Source organism: Massilimicrobiota sp. An142 (assembly GCF_002160725.1).
In the GTDB taxonomy this organism is placed as follows: domain Bacteria; phylum Bacillota_I; class Bacilli_A; order Erysipelotrichales; family Coprobacillaceae; genus Allocoprobacillus; species Allocoprobacillus merdigallinarum.
The window spans coordinates 1-22,667 of the sequence record NZ_NFLD01000040.1 but is presented as its reverse complement, the minus strand read 5'-3'; the positions used below and the strand labels follow the sequence as shown (position 1 = coordinate 22,667).

The following is a 22,667-nucleotide window of genomic DNA, read 5'->3' as shown; positions in this document are numbered from 1 at the left end:
AAGAATCACGATAGGATTCAACGAGTGCGCAAAAACAGGTATTTTTCTTACCCTTATTATTTTTGATAACTCTAACGAACATAGAAGCACCTTCTTTCTTAACTACATTATACAACAAACATAAAGGAAATAATATAATAAATAGATAATTATACTTAACTACAAGTAAAAAAGACACTCTTTTATTTCCAAAAAAATAAAAAAGAGCCAACTTACTAAGTTGACTCCATTGACCCCTTCACTCATGAAGAGGTATTCTTTTATTCAATTTCAATATGATAATCTAAAATATAGACTGTAACGAAAGTTAAAATCACATTGAAAAATAGATCAATGAACATAAACGTAACTGGAATTCCATACCATTCAAAAGATGCGATACTCATACCTGATAAAACAAATTGTATCCATGAGAAAATGATTCCCAAAATTATCCATATACAAATCCCGACAGCCAAACGATGATGACGACATAAAGCTGTATGTGCTAACGTTAAAGCAAAATAAATAGATATAATAAGCGCATATGTTTCTACAATCATATAAATAAGACTTAACAATGATTCACCAGGCTGATTCATGAACATCTGTCCTAATCCTTTGAACACTTCTGGAATTCCCTGAAAAATCTGCATGATTGACATATTATGTGTCAACAATGACATCATAACTCCCATCAATAAAACCCCAAACATCAATGCAATTCCACCAAGAATAAGCCATACAAATGAAACAATAAGCTTAGAAATAATTAACTGCAAAGATGATACAGGTAAAGTCAATGTCAGATAAGCTGGTCTTTTAAACATAGAATGATAATAATGTGTAAAAATACTGACAAATAATGCAATACTAATTCCCATAACCAAAACTGTAAATCCAAAAGCCATCATAAAGCTTAAAATAGGAATATCTGGAATTAGTCCTTCTGTAAAAAATGGTAATAATAAACATGCACCCCAGAAAACACAAAACGAGATGAAAAAGGAACGCATAGAATGAATAAATTCATATTTCATTAATTTTAACATTTGAATTCCTCCTTAAAAATATCATTAATAGAAGCTTGTCTTTTTATTCTTAAGTCCTCACTATTTTCATGTAAGATAATTTCACCATTTTTAATAAAGATCACTTCATCAAATATCTTTTCAATATCCGCAATCAAATGTGTTGATAATAAAACAAGTGCATCTTCAGCATAATTATTTAAAATAGTATCTAAAATAAGTTCTCTTGCAGCTGGATCAATACCACCTAATGGTTCATCTAAAATATAAATCTTTGCTTTTCTGGACATAACTAATATCAACTGAAACTTCTCTTTCATTCCTTTTGATAATTCTTTAATCTTCACTTTCTTTTCAATATCCATTCTTTCCATTAAAGATAATGCCTTATTCAAATCAAAATCATCATACATATCAACAAATAAATTCAATGCATCACTGGTTGTCATCCAGTTTTCAAAATAAGGTTCATCTGGTAAATAAGAAATGATTTTTTTAGAATGAATACCTATAGCTTGTTGATCAATTTGAACATCTCCATCATATTCTTTCAATAAACCATTTAAAACTTTAATCAGTGTTGTTTTCCCACTTCCATTAGGTCCAAGTAAACCCACAATCTGTCCACCATGTAAAGTTAAATTCACATCTTTTAAAACTTGTTTCTTCCCATATTTTTTATTTAAATCTTGGATTTTTATAAGTTCACTCATGATTTTCCTCCTTTAAATAAGCAATAATATCTGCTTTTGTAATGCCATAACGCTCCATTTCTTTAACAAACTGTTGAATCGTTTCTTGTATTTTGTTTTGACGACATGATTCAATAAAATCAATGTCTTCACTAACAAATCTTCCTACTGCCCTTTGTGTCACAATAAATCCCTGATGTTCTAATTCCAAAAAAGCTCTTTGAATGGTATTAGGATTGACTTCCAATCTTGATGCCATTTCTCTGACTGATTCTAATTTATCACCTGGATGTAACTGTCCACCAAGAATTTTTGATTTGACTTCTTCAACAACCTGTAAATAAATAGGCGTATCTGTTTGAAAATGATTCATAGCCATTCCACCTTACTGTATTAATACACTAATACAGTAACACAGTATAATTCTTTTGTCAATATCTACACAAAAAAAGATAGCTTTTCACTATCTCTTATATCAATCAAATAAAGTTTTCCAATTAGGATGACGATAGGCTTCAAAACACATATGAATTTGTTCTTCATTGTTTTTCTCAGTAGAAAGCTCAGGTAAATGATCTTCATCAAAATATCTAGATTCTACTGTTTCTACATTTTTCTCAAACTTTCCACCTATTTCATAACAAAGCACAAAAATTTTACAAACGCCATAAGCATAAACAGGAACATTATGTTGAGCACGATCTTGCACAGCAATAATTCTATCAGCAATCACATCTAAACCAGCTTCTTCTTTCACTTCTTTTATTGTATTCTGTTTAACTGATAAGTTCACATCTACCCATCCACCAGGAAGTGACCATTTTCCATTATTCTCTTTCACTAAAAGAATTTGATTATCTTTAAAAATAGCTGCACGTGTATCTAATTTAGGTGTCTGATATCCACTTTCATTACAAAATAAATCTTTCACTTTTTCTAAAGGAATATCATTTTGATACGCCATGATTTCAGCCGATATTTCTCTTATACGTTCATATCTTTCCTGATCGTAAACATCATGACCATAAGTTAATCCTGCTTGTGCCAGACTTTGTAATTCAATAGCCCAATCCACCCATTTTTTATTATTCATTTTTTCCACCTCTTTATTTTTATTATATCTTTGGTAACCATTATTTCAATGAAATGCATAAAATTGATGATATTTATAGTCATGGCATCACTAGTATATAAGAATGAATATCCATATGCTTGAAAATGATAGTTATGGTGATATAGTCATAACATCACTTTTTACCAATAAATATCAAAACATTTCTTCAAAAAGGTATATACCAGATAAATTTAAACATTCTGTATAGTCATGGAGTCTTTTCAATCAATAAATACTAATATATACCAAATCAAAGTTATAATCTGTATACTCATGGTGACTTTTCAATCAATAAATGCTAAGATATAAATATCTTTTTCATATAATCAATTAAATGGAGGAATATTCATGAAAGATGGATTTATAAGAGTAGGTTGTGCAAATTTTGAAGTATCGTTAGGTCAAGTTCAACACAATGCACAAAGAATCATATCTTATGTTAAAGAAGCTAATGAAAAGCATATCAAGATTCTTGTTTTCCCAGAGCTTTGTTTAACTGGATATACAATTGAAGATTTATTTTATCAAAAACGTGTTTTAAACGAAGTCAACAAACAAATCACTACTATATGTGAACAGACAAAAGATTTAGATATATTGTTTACTTTTGGTTGTCCAATGATTTTGAAAAACAAACTTTATAACTGTGCCATAACAGTATGTCATGGAGATATATTAGGTGTTGTTCCTAAAACATATATCCCTACATATCATGAATTTTATGAAGGTCGTCATTTTGCCAGTGCTTTAGACAATGATGAAGTCATTACAATCAATGGTCAGACTTATCCATTTTCTTCACGTTTATTATTTGAATGTCAGAGTCATCCTGAATTAAAAATCGGTATTGAAATCTGTGAAGATTTATGGGCACCTTTACCACCAAGTACCTTACATTGTTTAAATGGTGCAACATTAATTTTAAATCCTTCTGCCAGCAATGATTTGACATCAAAATCAGATTATCGTCGTCTATTGGTCACTTCTCATAGTGCCAGACTCATTTGTGGCTATGCTTATTGTAATGCTGGATTAGGTGAGTCTTCTACTGATGTTGTTTTTAGTAATCATCATTTGATTGCTGAAAATGGAAGTCTTTTAGCTCAATCTCAACAATATAGTGAAGGTATCGTCTTTGCTGATATGGATATGGAAAAAATAGTAAGTGAACGTGTGGAAATGACAACTTATGATAATCGTCAGGATCATTATCAGATCATACCTTTTACATTAGTAGATGAAGATATTGAACTGACACGCACATATGATCCACATCCTTTTGTACCAAGCAATAAGGATCAACGTGCAATGCGTTGTCAGGAAGTTTTTGATATTCAAATTCATGGTTTGATTCAAAGATTAAAAGCTGCACATATCAAAAAAGTCGTCATTGGGATTTCAGGTGGTTTAGATTCTACACTTGCATTACTTGTTGCTAATATGGCTTATCAAAAATTAGGATATCCATCTCAGGATATTATTGCAGTGACAATGCCATGTTTTGGAACAACATCTCGTACTAAAAACAATGCTTTAAAAATGATGGAAGAATTAAATGTCACTTCCTTAACAGTGGATATTGGGGATGCTGTTAAGCAGCATTTCAAAGATATTCATCATGATGAAAATATTCATGATGTCACTTATGAAAACTGTCAGGCGAGAGAAAGAACGCAAGTCTTGATGGATATTGCCAATCAGGAAGGTGGTATTGTCATCGGAACAGGAGATTTATCAGAAGTGGCTTTAGGATGGTCTACTTATAATGGTGATCATATGAGCATGTATGCGGTCAATGTTTCAGTTCCTAAAACATTAGTTCGATATTTAGTAGATTATGTATCTTCATTGTATGAAGGGCAGCCTCTTCATGATACATTACAGGATATCTTGAATACTCCTGTTTCACCAGAATTACTTCCTGCCAAGGATAATGAAATCGTTCAAAAAACAGAGGACATTGTGGGTCCATATGAACTGCATGATTTCTTCTTATATCATCATACCAGATTCCATTATGAACCAAGAAAACTTTATCGTATTGCCTGTCATACTTTCCAAGATCAGTATGATGCCCCAACAATCAAGAAATGGCTGACAACTTTCTATCGTCGTTTCTTTACACAACAATTTAAACGTTCATGTATTCCAGATGGTCCAAAAGTCGGTAGTGTTGCTTTATCACCTCGCGGAGATTTAAGAATGCCTAGTGACGCTAATGTTGCATTGTGGTTACAAGAATGCGAACAATTATAAAAAGATGATGAAAAAAAGATTACGCTTTTCAAACATAATCTTTTTTCTCATTTTCTACGTTTCCAATATTCTGTTACTGGTATGTCTGGATGACTTTCATCCCATGGGGCTTCATGTCTTTCAAAATAACCAATCACTTGCCCATCAACTCTAACAGGCACAAAAAATTCTCTTTCACCTGTTTTTTGATTGAGTGTTTGAAACATTTCATCTTCACCCTGATCGGCTCTTTGTAAAAACATTTCAATTTTTTGACGAGAATTTTCATTATGACAACGAAATAAACTTTGTCCAACCTGAACTCTATCGCCATATCTTTGTTTAGCTGTTTGATTCATATAACGTACTATATGTTGTCGATCGACAAAGACAATTTCATAAGCATAGGCATCTAAAATGCCTTTTAAGATTTCATATGTTATTTCCATACATAAATATTCCTTTCTTTATTCAATATCAATAAACATCATCTTTATTGATTCTATTATATCTATTCATTTTCTATTTTCCAATATTTGACATTCCAAAAAGACTTTTTTATGTGTCTTAGAAAACGAGGTGAAAAGAATGCAAATCATCAGTGGCTTAAATCAAGATTATAAACGTCATCAAATCATTCAAAAGTATGTTCAAGAAGCTCAAAATCATCCTTTTGAACAATATATTTATATCTGTGATCAACCAGCTTTTATTGAAAAAATATTTTTTCAATATACGCATTGTTTGGTCAATATTCAAATTATGAGCTGGAATCAATATTTAAAACAATTACAGCTTCAATATCATTTAACGCAACATCATTTACTTTCTCAAGGAGAATGGGTTTATCACTTAAGAAATATCTTTAATGAAGAAACATTTCATTGTTTTGATATGGAAAATCCATTACCTTTCATCAATGAATTAATTCCACTTATCAAAGATTACGAACTTTACCAAATCAACTACCAAGATATTCACCATACAAAACTTCAAGATTTCTGGCATATTTACCAATCACTTTTATCACGTCTTGATAGTTATACACATTTGACATTAGAAAGTTTATTTCAAAATGTCACTTTTCATGAACAAGACCATCTCATCATTGAAGCTGATCACCTTTATCAAAAACAACGTCAAGATATTATTCAACGTTTAGCAAAAACATGTGATGTCACTTGTCTTTATACTTATCAACATGATGAGCGTTTATTCAATTTACCTTATCATCATTTATGTCAAACAAGTCAAGTCATTGATCAACCGACTGATTTCACACAACATCTTTTTAGTCAAGAACCCGTTTCAACAAAGGAAACACAACACATGTACAGCTTTGTTGCAGGAACACCTTATCAGGAAATACAACGTGTTGTATATACAATTTATCAAAAGATTGTGGATGAAAATCTTCATTACCAGGATTTTACAATCATTTATCCTAATCAAAATTATCAGGATGATTTATTAACCATTCTTGATGAATTACATATACCTCATTCCTTACCTTATCAACAAGAGCGCTGTTATGAGCGAAGTTATCAACTGATTTTACAACAATTCAAACAATGTCAAGGAGATACTTTCCATGAACTTGCAGTCGAATTGCTTGCATTGGAACTTGACAAAGACTATCAGGACTATCTCAAAAAGATAAGCGAACTTGATGGTCAAATATCTCCACAAGAATTCATAGAGTTTTTCCAAATGACATTTCCAAAATCTAAACAGACTTTAGAAAAAAGACAAGATGAAATTCATGTTTATATGATTGGACAAGGTGAAGCGATACCTTCAACACATTTATTTATCTTAGGAATGAATGAAACCATTTTACCTCAAAGCATTAAAGATACATCTTTATTATTAGATGAAGATATTGAATTGTTAAGAAAAGAAAATATCTCAACTCCTCTTACAACCAGTGAACAATTAGGTGTTCATGAAAATGATATTTTTAAAATACTGACAACACCATTTTCAACATTAACTGTTTCATATGCAATGAACTCATTATCCGGAGAAACCTTACTCCCTTCTTCTTTATACAAACAATTAACTCAAATGTATACCTTCCAAAAACTTCCTCCACTTCAATTTCTACCTTTAGATCAATACTATATAGCCAACGGAAAAGCAACTCATAAAGAAACTTTGAATCAAAACATTGCACATTATTTATCATCACATCATCAGCCAGATTCATTAACACCTGAGTTGACACAGTCTTTATATAGTTCATATCTTTCAGTCAGTCAAATTGAAACTTATAATCAATGTCCTTTCCTCTACTTTATTCAATATGGTTTAGGCATTTATCCTATTCAAGATCAAAAATTATTACCAAATGAACTTGGTTCTCTCATTCATTATGTTTTATCTATGAATATAGATCAGTCTTATGATATTTCTCAACTTGTTGATCAATATCTTCAAGATCATGAAACACTTTCACAAAAAATAGCTCACTCTCATGTCAATCAATACTTTATTGAACAATTAATTCAAGATCTGCAAATCACTCTAAAAGTACTTAAACAATTCTTAAATACGGGCAATTTCCATGTTCAATATAAAGAGAAAAAAGTCAAAAATACAATTCATGATATCAATTTTAAAGGTATTGTTGATCGTATTGATGTCTATGAAGATTATGTCTCTATTATTGATTATAAATCAAGCGCCAAAAGCATTGATTTCAATCTTGCTATGCAAGGTTTTCATATTCAGATGCTTGTCTATTTAGATATGGTGACAAAAATGATGGATAAAAATCCAGGTGCTGTTTTATATTTCAATACGAAAAAACGTATTTTAAGCGTACAACAAAGTATGCATGAAGCCATTAATGAAGATGACTGGATCAAACAATATCGTTACAATGGTTATATCGTTGATGATGGCAGTCATCAAAGTCTTTTGAATTTAGACCCTACTTTTGATAGACGTTCTGCGTTGATACCAGTCTCTTATGTCAAAAGCAGAGATGAATATAAGGGACAAATTCTTTCTACTGAACAACTTCATATTTTATTTGAAAAGATCAGCGATCATATTTATGAACTTTATCAAAATATGATGAATGGGCATATTGACATAGCGCCAAAAGGTAGTGATCAAAAAGCAACACATACATTAGTGAATCCTTGTTTTTATTGTCCATATCATAGTATTTGTGGTTTTGATGTTTTCTATAATGATTATCAGCTTGTTGAATTCTTAGATGTTGAAAAAATATTAGGAGGTGAAGACGATGCCGTTTAATGCTGGACAATTAAAAGCTATCCAACAAAGAGATTCTTCTATTTTAGTTAGTGCTCCTGCGGGAAGTGGAAAAACGAAAATTCTTGTCAGTCGTATTATTGAATTATTAAAAGAAGGATATGAAATTTCAGATTTTCTAGTGGTAACATTTACACAGGCAGCTGGACATGAGATGAAACAAAGACTGACTGAAGAACTCAATGAACTTGTATCTTCACCTATTGATGAAAAATTAAAAACACATTTACAACATCAAATTTTTAATCTTCCTCATGCCTATATTACAAACTTTCATGGTTTTTGTAATTTATTATTGATGAAATATGGATATCTTGTTGGCGTTATGCCTGGATTTGAAATCAACAGTGATCCTACTATCATCAAAAAAGAAGTTCTTACAGAATGTTTAGAACAATGGATTCAAGATGAAAATATTCGTGATTTTCTTTCCTTATATTTTCCTGGTTATTCTTTAGATGATTTTCAATCTTTATTATTATCTATTGATAATATTTCTCATTCTATTGATCATTTTTATGATTTTATTGATCAGATGAAAACAAATAACTATGATAGCCTTTCCTCATCTTTAGAAGATTGGCCTTTGTTTCCTTATTTAAAAAATATTTTCTATGATGAAGTCACAATGGCTATGAATAAATTGATTGAACTCCAAATATTCTGTGAACAAAATAATCTCACTGATTTTTATGAAAGACCTGATGAACAGACTGAAAAAAATCAATTATTAAAGGTTCCTTTTGATGCCTATTATGATTATTTAGATGAACGTCTTCAGGCATTATCACATGCTATCACTTATGATACTATGGTTTCTTTAATCAAGGCTCCTGTTAATAAAGCCTATAATATGTCTTGGAAAGAAGTCGATCCACAGATCAAAAAGACTTTTACAAAATTGAAAAGTGATATTTTATCTTCTTATCAAAAATCAGCTGTTGCCTATTTAGAAGATCATAGTGAAGATTTAATTCAAAAGCTTCAAGTCAGCTATCAGGCTATAGATATGTTGCTTTCTAAAGGTCAACTGTTGGATCAATTTCAACAAGCGTATCAACAAAGAAAAAAAGAGCTTAATCAGCTAGATTTTGCTGATCTGGAAAGTTATACACATCAGCTGTTATTGCCTGAATATGGTATTGTGGATATTTTGTATCATCGCTTAAAAGAAATCATGATTGATGAGTATCAGGATACCAATCAGATTCAAGAATCACTCATTTCACTGATTTCTAAATATCAAAAACCTTATATTCCTCTATTTATGGTTGGTGATATGAAACAGTCTATCTATCGTTTTAGACAAGCTGATCCTCAAATCTTTCTTGATAAATATAATCATTTTTCATTAACTGATGAAGAATGTTTAAATAGTCAAACAAGAAGAATTGATCTTGTCTTTAATTATCGTTCTTCTAAAATTGTTTTAGACTCCATTAATTTTATTTTTAATCAAATTATGGATACACAAATTGGTGGTTTGGAATATTATTTAGATGACAGTGCCCGTTTAAATTATGACTATGATGGCAAAGAAGCAGGACATCAAAAAGAAGCACGTGAACGTTTCTTTCAAGATGATATGCGTCAAACAGAAGTATTGATTGATATCTATAATCCTCAATCTTCTTTAGATAAAGAACAATATGAAGCTCATATGGTTGCACAGAAAATATTACAACTTAAAGAAGCGATGCGTTTAGATGGAAAAAGAGTATCTTATAAAGATATGGTTGTTTTAATGCGATCAACAGTTTCCTTTTTAACATTTAAAAAAGTCTTTGATCAATATCATATCCCTAACCATATCGTTTTATCACAAGGATTTTTAAAGGCAAATGAAATTGAAAATATGCTGACATTTTTAAAGGCCCTTGATAATCCTCACAATGATATTGCCTTATTAAGCGTACTCAATCAGCCTTATACATGTTCCTATATTCCTTTAGATCAGATTGCATCATTACGTGTAAACCATAAAGATTTATCTCTTTATGAAACATTACAATTATCATCTCATCAACAAATCATCCAATTTTTAGAAGTCTTTGAAGAACTCAGAGCTTTTAGCTATCAACATTCACCTTATGATTTATTGAAAAAGATTTATGAAGTCACAGACTATCCACTCTTTGTCTGTCAGCTTGTCAATGGTGAACAAAGAAAAGCAAATTTACAGTTGTTATTGGAAGTTGTTAAACAATATCAACAACAATATCCTTATCTTCATGATATCATTGACATGTTTGAACAATCAGCTGATTTAGCACCAGCTATTGTCGCCTCACAAAATGATGATTATGTTGAATTCATGACAATTCATAAATCTAAAGGTTTAGAATTTCCGATTGTTTTTGTCTGTCAGACACACAAACAATTTAATACACAAGACAGCAAAGAACGCTTTATGATTGATAAACAATTAGGTATTGCGGTAAAACCAAGATGTCGTGTTCCAAGTGAACAATATGGAGAAATCACAGTTGAATATGAAAACTGTTATCGTAATATGATTGCCAGACATCAATTAGATGAATCTATCAATGAAGAGATGCGCATTTTATATGTTGCTTTGACTCGTGCTTCTCAAAAGCTCATTTTAACTGGTGTCATCAAAAGCATTGATGAAATCAAAGATATAATGAATAAATTAATCATCAATGAACATCCTGATATTTATCATAAGAAAAATGCTGAACATGTACTACTTTATAATCGTATTCGCAAAACAAACAATTATCTTTCATGGATTTTAGCTGCTATTTTCCGTCATCCTCAAATCATTCAACAATGCTTCAATCATGAGGAATTAAAGCCTTTAGCCAAAAAACTTCAACAATATCATTTTGAAAAATATCTGACTTTTGATTCAACTGAACATGCTATGTTCTCCTTGACACTAACAAATGATCAAGACATTGAAGAAAAAATAATTCAAACATCCAAACAAAATGAAATGATTGATAGTCAAATACAAGAACGATATCAATCATTCCAATACCCTTATGATACAAGCAAACCATTAACTCTAGCAGTGACAAAACTTCCTCATATTCAAGATCAAAGCCACGCTTCAATAACAGACGACAATGAAAGCTTCTCTATGAGTGCCAGTGATAAAGGAACATTAGTTCACTTACTTTTAAGTTATCTGACATTCAAAGAAGATCATATCGAAACATTGATTCAACAACTTTATCTAGAAAAATTAATTGATGATGATGGAAAAGATATACTTGATCAATATCAAGGTAAAATACAAGGATTCATTGATAGTCCTTATTATCAAATGATTCAAAAAGCAGATTATATCTATAAAGAAAAACATTTTGCCTATTATGATGAAACACTCCAACAAACCATTCATGGTATTTTCGACTTGGTATTTATTTATCAAAATCAGATTTATGTCTTAGACTATAAGACTGATCGTGTTTCACAAAATAGTGCTGATGATATTTTAATACAAAAACATCAGATTCAATTAGATTATTATAAAAAAGTCTTGATGGATATGTACCATCAAGATGTCAAAGCTATTGTCTATTATTTACATATCAACCATGGTGTAGAATTTTAAAGGTCTGAAAAATTTTCAGACCTTTAAAAATATCTTCTTCTTTTATTTCTAAATGAATACTTATATGTCATTGTATAACGAGGATGATTTTGATAAATCATATAAAGATTTATACACTCTATAGGTATAAGTAAAGCCAATACACGAGTCAAATCAGGCAAAATCATTAAATGCTGATTAAATAGACCTAATAAGAAAGCAACTACAAAAATACAAATAGTAAGAATCTTACCAAATTTCATAAGCACTGTTCCTTCAGCTTTTTTTAAACTTAAAAATTCTAACCCAATTAACAATCCTATAACAATAGCCACAATAATTTCTTCCATGACAACACTTTGCATCAAAATAACACCTATAATGATGATATATGGTATAACCATCCCTAAAATTTTATTCATCCTAAGCACCTCATCTTTTCTATCATTATAATTGACATATCTTGTCGTTTCAAGTCTAAGATGTGAAAAGAGTTCTACTTGTCTATCATCTTTTCATTAAAAAAGAAGGAAGTCTTTTTCCTTCTTTATAATTATAGAATATGAATTTGAAATTCAACGCCTTTTTCACTATTACATACATCATATTGGAAACCATGTAATTCTAAAATAGAACGACATATCGCAAGACCTAACCCAGTTCCTTGACGATCACTTGAAACATAAGTATCCCAAATTGTTTCTTTTTGTTCATGACTCAAAGGTTTTCCTTCATTTTCAAAACTTAAAATACCTTGATGATACTTAATATAAATATGTCCATTTTGTGGTGTATGTTTTATTGCATTACTCATAAAGTTTTGAAAAACAATCTTGAGTTCTTTGAAATCTCCTTGAATATGTGGAAATTCATCTCCCATCACAACATGAATATGTTTCTTTTTTAGAATAGGCGCAAATGTTTCTACAATTGACATTAATAAATCCTCTAAATCAATATCTTCCTTATGTAATTCCACTTTACCAGATTCTAATCTTGATAAATCTAGCATAGCCATAATCAATTGATTAATATGCTCTATTTCTTGATGAATCGCACTTAAATATTGTTGTTTCTTATCATCATCTTTCCCTGCTTCAATTAATTCTATATAGCCATTAATAATACTTAATGGCGTTTTAATTTCATGAGTAAAATTCGCAATGAACTCTTTTCTCATACCTTCTAATTTTTTTACATATTCTATTTCATCATTTAACTGTTGAATTGTTGTTTTTAATTGTTGACTCATTTGATTAATATTATGTGATAATACACCTAATTCATCTTTAGATTTTTCATTGAGATGAATATCAAAATCATTATTTGCAATGGATAAAGTAGCTTGACTCATCTTTTTAATACGCCTTGTCAATATATATGAAATCAATAAAGATATCATTATACAAACAATAAAGGAAATGATATAAATAATCATTTTAGAGTAAATGACTTGATGTGTAATTCTGCCAATCGCGTTAAGGTCATATGTATAAAAAACAAGATAACCATCTACATCTTGAACGTCATAATCTCCAAATTCGCTATTTTCAATTGGTTTGGCATTTTTAGAGATTAATGGTTTACAATGAATAGAATATAAAGTGCCATCTTTTTCCTCCAAGCTGCTTTCACCTGATGAAAATCCTTCGCCCTGTTGAGGGAGCATAGAAGATACACAATCAGTAATAAACGCATCATGTTTTTGATAATTATCTTCATGAGAATTATCATATTCATCTAAATAAAATCCCTGAGCAGATAAAAAGCAATTCGCACTTTCATATGATTCAAAATGCATTGTGTGAATCTTTTCATCATTTTGTCGATGATCTAAGAAAACCTGTCCATTAACAGACAAATAAGAAAGATCTTCAATCGTCATAGAAACATTGTTACCCACAAGATCATATGTAGGAGAAGCAATATCTATAGTCAAAAAATAATCATCAACATGTTCTCGAAGAATATTTTCCATTTGTTTTTGTATATCCAATGAAATCTGTGACAAATCAAATATTAAAATTGTTATATATTCTTCATATTCATTTCTTAATGTTAAATATGTCTTGTTTTGTTCACGCTGATTATACACCATTTCAAAATCTAGATTTAATACAAAAACTGATTCTATTTTATATCCATCTTCAGTTTTTAAAGACTGTGATATTTCTTCATAAAAAGAAGGATTCAACTCATCATATTTTTGACTATAAAGCACAGATAACTGCTCACACATTTCATTGACATTATACATATTATTAATTTTAGAATAGGCATGAAATTTTTCTCGATGAAAATCAAGAGTCACATTCAAAACTTGAATCAAGCTAAAACACAATAATATCAATATAAAAATCTTTTTACCTAAAGTCCATCTCAGTATCTTTCTCACTGACGTTCACCACCTTTAACATATATCCTGTTTTGATGACAGTTTGAATATAACAGGCATATTTTCCTAATTTCTTACGTAATTTTTTGATATATGTATCAACTGCTCTTCCATCACCATAATAATCATATCCCCATATATGATCTAAAATCTGTTGACGTGTCAATAACTGGTTTACATGCATACATAAATATTCTAATAGTTCATATTCTTTATGTGCTAATGGGATTCGTTGCTGATCTATGATTAGAATACGATTGATACGATCCAATTGAAGGTGTCCAACAGAAAGTATATCTTCTTCCTTTTTCTGATCACGTTTAATCATGGCAATCACTTTAGCATGCAATAATGATAACTGAAAAGGTTTGATGATATAATCATCCGCTCCTAGTTGATATGCCAGTAACTGATTTTCTTCTTGTGATAAAGCGCTCATAAAGATAACAGGTCTTTTTGTTTTTAATCTTAATTGTTTACAAACTTCATAACCATCAATACCAGGCATCATAATATCTAGTAAAATTAAATCAATCGTCTCATTAATCATACTTAATGCTTCATAGCCTTGTGTTGCTTCAACGACTTCAATGCCTTTTAATGAAAAATAATCTTTTATAATCTGACGAATATGAAATTCATCTTCGATGATTAGTACTTTATACATCTTTTTCACCTCAATCTTATCTTAACACACTTTTGTGGAATTGAAGTGGAATCGAAAATATAAATAAGCCCTGAGAAAAAACGTGACATTCTATGACAAATTATGTTAAAATCAAGACGTTTTAATAAATATGAGGAGAGGAAAAATGAATAAAGAAGAAAAGGTAACGACCGTAAGTGAAGAAAATATTTATAAGCTTAATGGACGTGTTCCACTTAAAAAAGCTATTCCTTTTGGTTTACAACATGTTTTAGCTATGTTTGTCGCAAATCTTGCGCCTGTTATTATTGTCTGTGGAGCAGCTGTTGTCAGAGGTTCTGGTGAGCATTTGACATCAGCTGAAATTACTTCTATTTTACAGTGTGCTATGTTTGCGGCTGGAATTGGAACATGTATGCAACTCTATCCAGTTTGGAAAATTGGTTCTAAATTACCTATTGTCATGGGAGTGAGTTTTACATTCTTAGGAAGTTTATTAGTCATATCAACAAATCCTGCTTTAGGATATGAAGGTATGATTGGTGCTGTTATTCTTGGTGGTATTTTTGAAGGTTTAGTTGGATTAAGTGCCAAATACTGGAAAAGATTTTTAACGCCTGTTGTTTCAGCTTGTGTTGTGATTGCGATTGGGCTATCACTGCTATCAGTAGGAATGGATTCTTGGGGTGGTGGTTCTGGTGTTGAAGACTTTGGTGCCTGGTACCATCTTCTTGTTGGAACTTTTACGCTTATTGTATGTTTAATATCACATTATCGTTTAAAAGGTATTTATAAAAATTTAAATATTCTTGTTGGTTTAATTTTTGGATATTTATTATCTGTTATTTTGACAGTCACAGGAATTGCACCAATGGTGGACTTTTCTAATATTGCGGAAACAATTCATCAAATTGGATATTTCAGTATTCCAAAATTAGTATTCTTTACAGAACATATGCCTGTCTTTGATTTAGGGGCTTTCTTTACTATTGCAATTGTCTTTTTAGTTTCAGCTGCTGAAACGACTGGTGCAACAACAGCTGTCTGTAAAGGAGCTTTAAATCGTGATATTCAAATGGAAGAACTTCAAGGTTCATTAGCTGTTGATGGATTTTCAAGTGCTATTTCTGGATGTTTTGGTTGTCTCCCTTTAACATCTTTTAGTCAAAATGTTGGTTTAGTCACAATGACACAAGTCATCAACCGTTTTACTATTTTCATGGGAGCTTTAATCCTGATACTAGCATCGTTATTTCCACCTCTAGGGGCTTTCTTTCAATCATTACCTCAATCAGTTTTAGGTGGATGTACAGTGATGATGTTTGGTTCTATCATGTATGAAGGTATTAAAATGTTAAAAGATAATACTTTTGATGAACGTACAATGATCATTGTTTCACTTGCCTTTTGTATTGGGGTTGGTGTCACTCAAACTTCAGGAAATTTCTTTACATGTTTCCCATCAGTTGTTGGAGAAATCTTTAATGGAAATGCAGTTGCAGGAGTCTTTGTTGTATCATTATTATTAAGTTTAGTCTTACCTGAAAAGAAAAAGAAAAAAGGAAATGAGAATATGTAAAAAGCATATTCTTGTTTCCTTTTTATATACTATCAACAATCATACTTTAAATCTGAAAAATAAAACTCTACACCAGATTCAACATTTTGAACACCATAATCATAATGATGAAGCTGTAAAATAGCCTGACATATAGCTAAACCTAAACCACTCCCCTGATGATCATGTGTCACAAAAGTATACCAGATATCTGATAAGTGTTCTTCATCAATATGTGAACCTTCATTGATGATAGAAAATCCGTGATTAATCGTTATATAAATATGTCCTTGTTCTGGAGTATGTTTTAAAGCATTGGATAAAAAATTATGTATTACTGTTTCTAATAGCTTACGATCACCTTGAATCATAGGATGTAGAACTTTGATATCCACTTGAATATGCTTTTTCATCAATAAGACTTCATATTCATCAACAATTTCCGTTACACTATTTTCTAAATCAAATTCTTCTTGATGAAGCTCTACTTTTCCAGCTTCAAGTCTTGAAAGTGACAACATGGATTGAATCAGCTGATTGAGTCTTTCTGTTTCTCGATGAATGATTGATAAATATTTTTCTCTTTCTTCTTGACTTGTTGCTTCTTCAATTAATTCACTATAACCATTAATAATACCTAGTGGTGTTTTCATTTCATGCGTAAACTGATTTACAAAATCTTTTCTCAATCCTTCCAGCTTTTTAACATGTTCAATTTCCTGATTCAACTGTTCCATTGTGTTTTTTAACTGAGAAGACATACTTTGAATACTTTTTGCTAATGAACCAATTTCATCATGAGAACGGATATTGATTTCTTCATCAAATTGATTATTTTTAATTTTTAATGCTACTTTTTCTAATGCTTGAATAGGTCTGCTGATTGTCCATGACACCAATAATGATATACATATGACAATACAAAATGCTCCTAAAAATAATCCCCAATTCTCTTCAAAATACTGTTGAACCATAAGGCTATCAATATGCGCCTGGTCTTCCATTCCAATAACTACTGCATATAAATTCTGGTCTTGGTCTTCCCAATCTGTGAGTCCTGTCATACCAATATAATAGTAATGTCCATGATAGCTTGTATAATAGGCCGTCATGTAACCATGGTGTTTAAGTTGAAGGACATGTTCAAGATCTTTTTGTTGGCTTAAAAACAATTGAGAATCATATTGACTTTGAATTGATTTTTCGCCATCTATACAAAACTGATTAACACTTGCTGATTGGATTTGATGCTGATCCAATTGACCATAACTGTCTTCACCCCATTGAAGATAAATCAATTGTTCATTGTCTAACACATATTTGACTTCAGCTTCACCAGGAATAGAATAACTATAATCAGTTAATTTTTGCATCAGATATGTCTTTAAACTTTGTCTTTGTGACAAAGATAAATCGGCAATAGATATGTAAATTGATGAATCATCATAGATATGAATATAATTATCTAAATAAGGACTTAGAGAAAACCATTTGACAACTTTATCATCTTGTTGAATCAAACATTGATATAGGTTATTGTTTTCACTGATATAATCAATAGAATTTATTTTTTGAATCACTTCATCATATTGAGGATAATGATCATATTCAATACCTAATTGTTGTTGGAGATTATCAAGATCATCAAAATCAATGATACGTTGAAGAAGATAATGATTTGTAGAGTCAATACGATTTTGAATATTGATTTTGGTAGATACAGCTAAAATCATAATAAAAGCTAACATGATCAAAAGAAAAATCTTAACACTAATCTTTGTTTTCATTTTCTTCACCATCCTTAAATAAATATCCAACCTTAAAAACTGTTTGAATATAATATTGATATTTTCCCAACTTTTTTCTTACTTTCTTGATATATGTATCTACGGCTCTCGCTTCTCCATAGTAATCATATCCCCATATAGCATCTAAAATTTGTTCTCTTTCTAATAAACGATAAGGATTTTTCGTTAAATATTCTAATAATAAATATTCTTTATGAGTGAATTCTATTTGTTGACTATCAATGTAAACTTGGTGATTGGTATAATCAATCTGTAAATGATGAAAAGTTTTGATATTGGATACTTGTGGATCTTGTCTTTTACAGATAGCTAAGCATTTTGCATACAAAATAGATGGTAAAAATGGTTTGGTTATATAATCATCCCCACCTAACTGATACGCTTGAAGCTGATTGTCTTCCTCACTTAAAGCACTTATAAAAATAATAGGACATTGATATTGATAGCGAATCTGTTGACAAACTTCATAACCATCAATACCAGGCATCATAATATCTAATAAAACAAGCTGAATTTGAGAATGCATAAGTGATAATCCCTGATGTCCATCACAGGCTTCAATAATCTGGATTTCTCGCTTTTCAAAATAAGTTTTAATAATATGCCTGATATCAAAATCATCTTCAATAAGCAATACCTGATACATACTCCCACCTTCTTTACTTTTATCATAAAAAGGACTTGTGTAAAATTTGTGTAAATCTTCTATTCTTATTTTATCATAAAAAGAAAAGACGTTTATATCAAAACGCCTTTATAAAGATAAACCTTTTTCATATGCTTCCTGTAATTTTAAAGGTGGAATATAGGGTTGATGTGATTCATCATGACAACCTCCAGCGAGAACAGATCCTAAACTTTTCCAGCCTAGTGCCTTTGTATAAAAAGAATAAAAAGATAATGCCTGTTCAAAAGTCCAAAAATGATCATCCCCAGCACTCATCAATAAGAATGTTTCTTTATATGGATATTCATCATTTTGAGAAATCGCATATAAACGATCAATAAAGCACTTTAATCTTCCTGAAATAGACCAGAAATAAAGGGGTGAAGCCAGTACCAATGTATCGGCCCATTCAAACATGGCATAATATTCCTGCATACTATCTTGAATGACACAGTGATGTTGATTGATCTGACAAGCACCACAGCCTTGACATCCCTGTAAATTTTTTGATAATACAATTCGTTTCACTTCATGCCCAGCCTGAATAGCTCCTTTTTCAAAAGCCCTAGCCAACTGATCCGTATGTCCATTTATATTTCCACTTCCAACAACAATAAGTATTCGACGCATTCTTTTTCCCTCTTTTCCTATTTGTATCATATCACTCCCCCTCCCCTATAACAAATACTTATACTTTATATAGTTATATGCTTACTAAGCATATAGTGTTATAATATAGCTAAAGGAGTGAACAATTATGGAATTACGAGTTTTACAATATTTCCTAGCTATTGCCAGAGAAGAAACAATATCAGGAGCAGCGCAACAATTACATATCACACAACCCACTTTATCTCGTCAAATCAAAGAATTAGAAGATGAACTAGGGAAAACTTTATTTGTAAGAAGTCATAAAAAAATCACATTAACAGAAGAAGGCATGATACTCCGTCAACGTGCTGAAGAAATTGTGAATCTGGTAGATAAAACGGAACTGGAAATAAGGTCTACTGATTCTCATTTAAAAGGTGAAATTTATATTGGATCTGGTGAATCTCACGCTTTAAAAATCATTACTAAAGCTATCAAAAAGATGCAGGCCCAACATCCTGATATTCAATTTCATATACATAGTGGTAATGCTCCTGATGTGATAGAAAAATTAGATAATGGTTTGATTGATTTTGCATTATTGACACCCAATTCTAAGATTAATGATTACAATCATATGTTATTGCCACTTTCACATCATTGGGGTGTCCTTATGTTGAAAGATGATCCATTAGCGCAAAAAGAAAGTATTACATTTGAAGATCTTCGAGATAAACCATTGATTGTATCTAAAGAACTACAACAGATATCAGATTTGGTTGAATGGTTACATAACGATATTGAACATCTTCATATTATTTCATCCTATACTTTGTTGTATAATGCTTCATTAATGGTAGAAGATGGACTCGGATACGCTATTTGTTTTGATAAACTCATCAATACAACTGGAGATTCTTCACTTTGTTTTAGACCACTTTCTCCACATATTGAAGTTCCTTATTATTTTATATGGAAAAAATATCAAATTCTCACAAGAGCATCTCAATATTTCTTAAATATTGTTCAAGACACCATTCAAGAATTGAGTCAATAAAAACATATAGCTATAAAGAAAAAATATGTGGAGCCAATCAACAGGCTCCACATCATTATTTCCACAACACATCAAAGTACAATTGATTTTGTTTTCCCCAAGTTGCTTCATTATGTCCACCATTTCTCACTATATGTATATAACTTTGAGCCTCGCGACGGACAATTTCGTCATTAAATAACTGAATGTTTTTTAAGAAATATTGAACATTGGAAACTTCACCTGTTCCAAAACTCCAATAAACACGTGTATCTTTATTCAAATCATGATGATTCATTTCTTCTTGCAGTTGATGGATACATAAAGAAAGTGCCGGAGATAAACAGGCTGCTTTAGAAAAGAGTTGATTATAATGGATGACAGTATAAAAGGCCATTAATCCACCCATAGAACTTCCTCCAATACCTGTACACTCTCTAAATGGTATTGTCCGATATTTTTGATCGATCATCGGTTTCAATTCATTCACAACCCAATCCATATAGATTTGACCTTTTCCAGTAATAGGACCAAAAAATTCATTTTCAACATCATATGGGCAATATTCATTTAATCTTTCATTTCCTTCATGATTACATTCCATTCCTACAATAATAAATGGCTTATCATAACGATCTAAAAACTCACCTAGTCCCCATGATTTTCCATAAGTTGCATCCTGATCATTAAAGAGATTATGTCCATCATACATATACATAACAGGATATCTTTCATCACTATTATGATAATTTTGAGGTAAATAGATATGCATAGTACGCCATGATTGAAGCGGCTGTATATAAACATTCAATTTTTCTATCATTCTGTTCTCCTCTTTACTTTTTAAATAATCTGTTGAGATATTAAAAATTGTGCAATACCATCTTCATTATTGGATGTTGTTATGTATTTGGCAACCTCTTTAATTTGTGGATTGGCATTTCCCATTGCAACACCAATATAATCTTTAATCATTTCATAGTCATTTAATTCATCGCCAAAAGTTAAAATACTATCTAGTGGTAAATGTAAATCTTGACACAATTTTTGAATACCTTTTGATTTAGAAAGCTCTGGATTTAAAAACTCAAATAATATAGCTGTAGATTGAACACCTCGATAATGAGGATGTGAATTCATTTGATAATGCTGACTTATTTTTTGAATTTCTTCTTTTTCAGCCATAAAAATCATTTTTTCTATCTGTTTATGATAATAAGGTTTTAATCCATCAACAACAAGTGGTAATTTATTTTTTATTGCTATATTTTTAGCAAAATCATCTTCTTTTAAAACATGGAAAGATTCTTGATCATAAATCCCTGCATTAAAATGAAATTCTTTAAATTCATTGAATATCATTGGAATGTATTTTCCATCCAATAAATAACATGAAGACATATTTTGAGTTCTCATATCAAGATAACAACCGCCATTAAATCCCATAATAATATCTACATACTCATCTATTTTCCAGTCTTTAATCAAATGTTTGACAGCATAAGGTGTACGTCCAGTTGCGATACCAAATAAAATATGTTTTTCTTTTAATTTTTTAATTGCTGCTATTGTTTTAGGTGTGACTATACCATTATCATTCAGTAATGTTCCATCTATATCTACCAACACGAGCTTGATGTGATTCATAACTTATCCTCGCTTTCTTTATCTTGATTATAACATAAAAAAAAGAAATCCTGCTAAGTTTTGTTGTTAGCAGAATTATTTTAGTGACAATGATGCTGTCCTTGACATTCATGTTCATGATGATTGCATTCTGTTTCTGGATTATAATTCAAAGTTCCTTCAATGTAACTTTGAACCTGTGCCAAAGCATTACCACTTGCTCCTGGTAAAACTTTTATTCCAGCAGCATTGAGGTGATTTTTAGCACCTCCACCAATACCTCCACAAATCACAGTATCAACACCTAATTGTGATAAAACACCCCCGTCTTTAGAAGTTATCACTATATTTTTTAGGACTTCTTTTTAACCAAATATTAAATTGTGCCGATTTTGTCGGCTTTTTTTGTGTTTTTGTATTTTTTTAAATTATTTTTTATGTT

Annotated in this window: 19 protein-coding genes; 5 read left to right on the top strand and 14 right to left on the bottom strand. The window is 30.7% G+C overall.

The features are described from left to right. Positions 1–260: 260 nt before the first annotated feature. The 4 genes from B5E87_RS13225 to B5E87_RS13210 all read right to left on the bottom strand — a co-directional run bounded on the left by B5E87_RS13225 (position 261) and on the right by B5E87_RS13210 (position 2,795). Positions 261–1,031: a hypothetical protein gene (locus B5E87_RS13225; protein ID WP_087245598.1), complete on the bottom strand. Its 771-nt coding sequence runs from the start codon at positions 1,029–1,031 to the stop codon at positions 261–263. After that, on the bottom strand, positions 1,025–1,723 hold the full coding sequence (locus B5E87_RS13220) for an ABC transporter ATP-binding protein (protein ID WP_087245596.1): 699 nt from the start codon (positions 1,721–1,723) through the stop codon (positions 1,025–1,027). Before B5E87_RS13220 ends, B5E87_RS13225 begins: the two co-directional genes overlap by 7 nt. After that, positions 1,716–2,075, bottom strand: a complete 360-nt coding sequence (locus B5E87_RS13215; protein WP_087245594.1) for a GntR family transcriptional regulator — start codon at positions 2,073–2,075, stop codon at positions 1,716–1,718. Before B5E87_RS13215 ends, B5E87_RS13220 begins: the two co-directional genes overlap by 8 nt. A 102-nt stretch (positions 2,076–2,177) precedes the next feature. Then, positions 2,178–2,795, bottom strand: coding sequence for an NUDIX hydrolase N-terminal domain-containing protein (locus B5E87_RS13210; protein WP_087245592.1), 618 nt, complete (start codon positions 2,793–2,795; stop codon positions 2,178–2,180). A 369-nt stretch (positions 2,796–3,164) separates the two neighbouring features. On the opposite strand from B5E87_RS13210, the gene B5E87_RS13205 reads away from it, so the two are divergent. Further along, positions 3,165–5,072 carry an NAD(+) synthase gene (locus B5E87_RS13205; RefSeq protein ID WP_087245590.1) on the top strand — a complete coding sequence of 636 codons (1,908 nt, stop codon included), beginning with the start codon at positions 3,165–3,167 and terminating at the stop codon, positions 5,070–5,072. Positions 5,073–5,119: 47 nt separating this feature from the next. Here the strand turns inward: B5E87_RS13205 and B5E87_RS13200 are convergent, their stop codons facing one another. After that, positions 5,120–5,500: a PAS domain-containing protein gene (locus B5E87_RS13200; protein ID WP_087245588.1), complete on the bottom strand. Its 381-nt coding sequence runs from the start codon at positions 5,498–5,500 to the stop codon at positions 5,120–5,122. Positions 5,501–5,639: 139 nt separating this feature from the next. Between B5E87_RS13200 and B5E87_RS13195 the strand changes: the two genes are divergently transcribed. Together B5E87_RS13195 and B5E87_RS13190 are read left to right on the top strand one after the other, a co-directional pair. Continuing rightward, positions 5,640–8,318 (top strand): PD-(D/E)XK nuclease family protein, encoded by a 2,679-nt coding sequence (locus B5E87_RS13195; RefSeq protein WP_087245586.1) that lies wholly within the window; start codon positions 5,640–5,642, stop codon positions 8,316–8,318. Next, positions 8,308–11,919, top strand: a complete 3,612-nt coding sequence (locus B5E87_RS13190) for a UvrD-helicase domain-containing protein (protein WP_087245584.1) — start codon at positions 8,308–8,310, stop codon at positions 11,917–11,919. The genes B5E87_RS13195 and B5E87_RS13190 overlap by 11 nt, the downstream gene beginning before the upstream one ends. Positions 11,920–11,942: 23 nt before the next feature. Here B5E87_RS13190 and B5E87_RS13185 read toward each other — a convergent pair whose 3' ends face one another. The 3 genes from B5E87_RS13185 to B5E87_RS13175 all read right to left on the bottom strand — a co-directional run bounded on the left by B5E87_RS13185 (position 11,943) and on the right by B5E87_RS13175 (position 14,960). Then, entirely contained in the window at positions 11,943–12,320 is a 378-nt protein-coding gene (locus B5E87_RS13185; protein ID WP_087245582.1) for a hypothetical protein, read from the bottom strand. A gap of 131 nt (positions 12,321–12,451) precedes the next feature. Beyond that, on the bottom strand, positions 12,452–14,293 hold the full coding sequence (locus tag B5E87_RS13180; protein ID WP_087245580.1) for a HAMP domain-containing sensor histidine kinase: 1,842 nt from the start codon (positions 14,291–14,293) through the stop codon (positions 12,452–12,454). Beyond that, positions 14,262–14,960, bottom strand: a complete 699-nt coding sequence (locus tag B5E87_RS13175; RefSeq protein ID WP_087245578.1) for a response regulator transcription factor — start codon at positions 14,958–14,960, stop codon at positions 14,262–14,264. Before B5E87_RS13175 ends, B5E87_RS13180 begins: the two co-directional genes overlap by 32 nt. 145 nt (positions 14,961–15,105) lie before the next feature. Here B5E87_RS13175 and B5E87_RS13170 point away from each other — a divergent pair, with 145 nt between their 5' ends. Continuing rightward, on the top strand, positions 15,106–16,518 hold the full coding sequence (locus B5E87_RS13170; RefSeq protein ID WP_087245577.1) for a uracil-xanthine permease family protein: 1,413 nt from the start codon (positions 15,106–15,108) through the stop codon (positions 16,516–16,518). Between the two features lie 32 nt (positions 16,519–16,550). Here B5E87_RS13170 and B5E87_RS13165 read toward each other — a convergent pair whose 3' ends face one another. The 3 genes from B5E87_RS13165 to B5E87_RS13155 all read right to left on the bottom strand — a co-directional run bounded on the left by B5E87_RS13165 (position 16,551) and on the right by B5E87_RS13155 (position 19,632). After that, positions 16,551–18,284 (bottom strand): HAMP domain-containing sensor histidine kinase, encoded by a 1,734-nt coding sequence (locus tag B5E87_RS13165; RefSeq protein ID WP_158095623.1) that lies wholly within the window; start codon positions 18,282–18,284, stop codon positions 16,551–16,553. After that, a complete protein-coding gene (locus B5E87_RS13160) occupies positions 18,268–18,951 on the bottom strand; it encodes a response regulator transcription factor (RefSeq protein ID WP_087245573.1) in 684 nt (227 codons plus the stop codon). Before B5E87_RS13160 ends, B5E87_RS13165 begins: the two co-directional genes overlap by 17 nt. 108 nt (positions 18,952–19,059) lie before the next feature. Beyond that, on the bottom strand, positions 19,060–19,632 hold the full coding sequence (locus B5E87_RS13155; RefSeq protein WP_087245571.1) for a flavodoxin family protein: 573 nt from the start codon (positions 19,630–19,632) through the stop codon (positions 19,060–19,062). A 97-nt stretch (positions 19,633–19,729) separates the two neighbouring features. On the opposite strand from B5E87_RS13155, the gene B5E87_RS13150 reads away from it, so the two are divergent. Beyond that, entirely contained in the window at positions 19,730–20,620 is an 891-nt protein-coding gene (locus tag B5E87_RS13150; protein WP_087245569.1) for a LysR family transcriptional regulator, read from the top strand. Positions 20,621–20,675: 55 nt separating this feature from the next. On the opposite strand, the gene B5E87_RS13145 is transcribed toward B5E87_RS13150, so the two are convergent. From B5E87_RS13145 to B5E87_RS13135, 3 genes are all read right to left on the bottom strand, one after another. After that, complete coding sequence (locus B5E87_RS13145) at positions 20,676–21,422, bottom strand: alpha/beta hydrolase (protein WP_087245567.1); 747 nt, start codon at positions 21,420–21,422, stop codon at positions 20,676–20,678. Between the two features lie 20 nt (positions 21,423–21,442). Next, positions 21,443–22,246, bottom strand: coding sequence for a Cof-type HAD-IIB family hydrolase (locus B5E87_RS13140; protein WP_087245565.1), 804 nt, complete (start codon positions 22,244–22,246; stop codon positions 21,443–21,445). Between the two features lie 80 nt (positions 22,247–22,326). Beyond that, positions 22,327–22,569, bottom strand: coding sequence for a NifB/NifX family molybdenum-iron cluster-binding protein (locus B5E87_RS13135; RefSeq protein WP_241147185.1), 243 nt, complete (start codon positions 22,567–22,569; stop codon positions 22,327–22,329). Between the last annotated feature and the right edge of the window lie 98 nt (positions 22,570–22,667).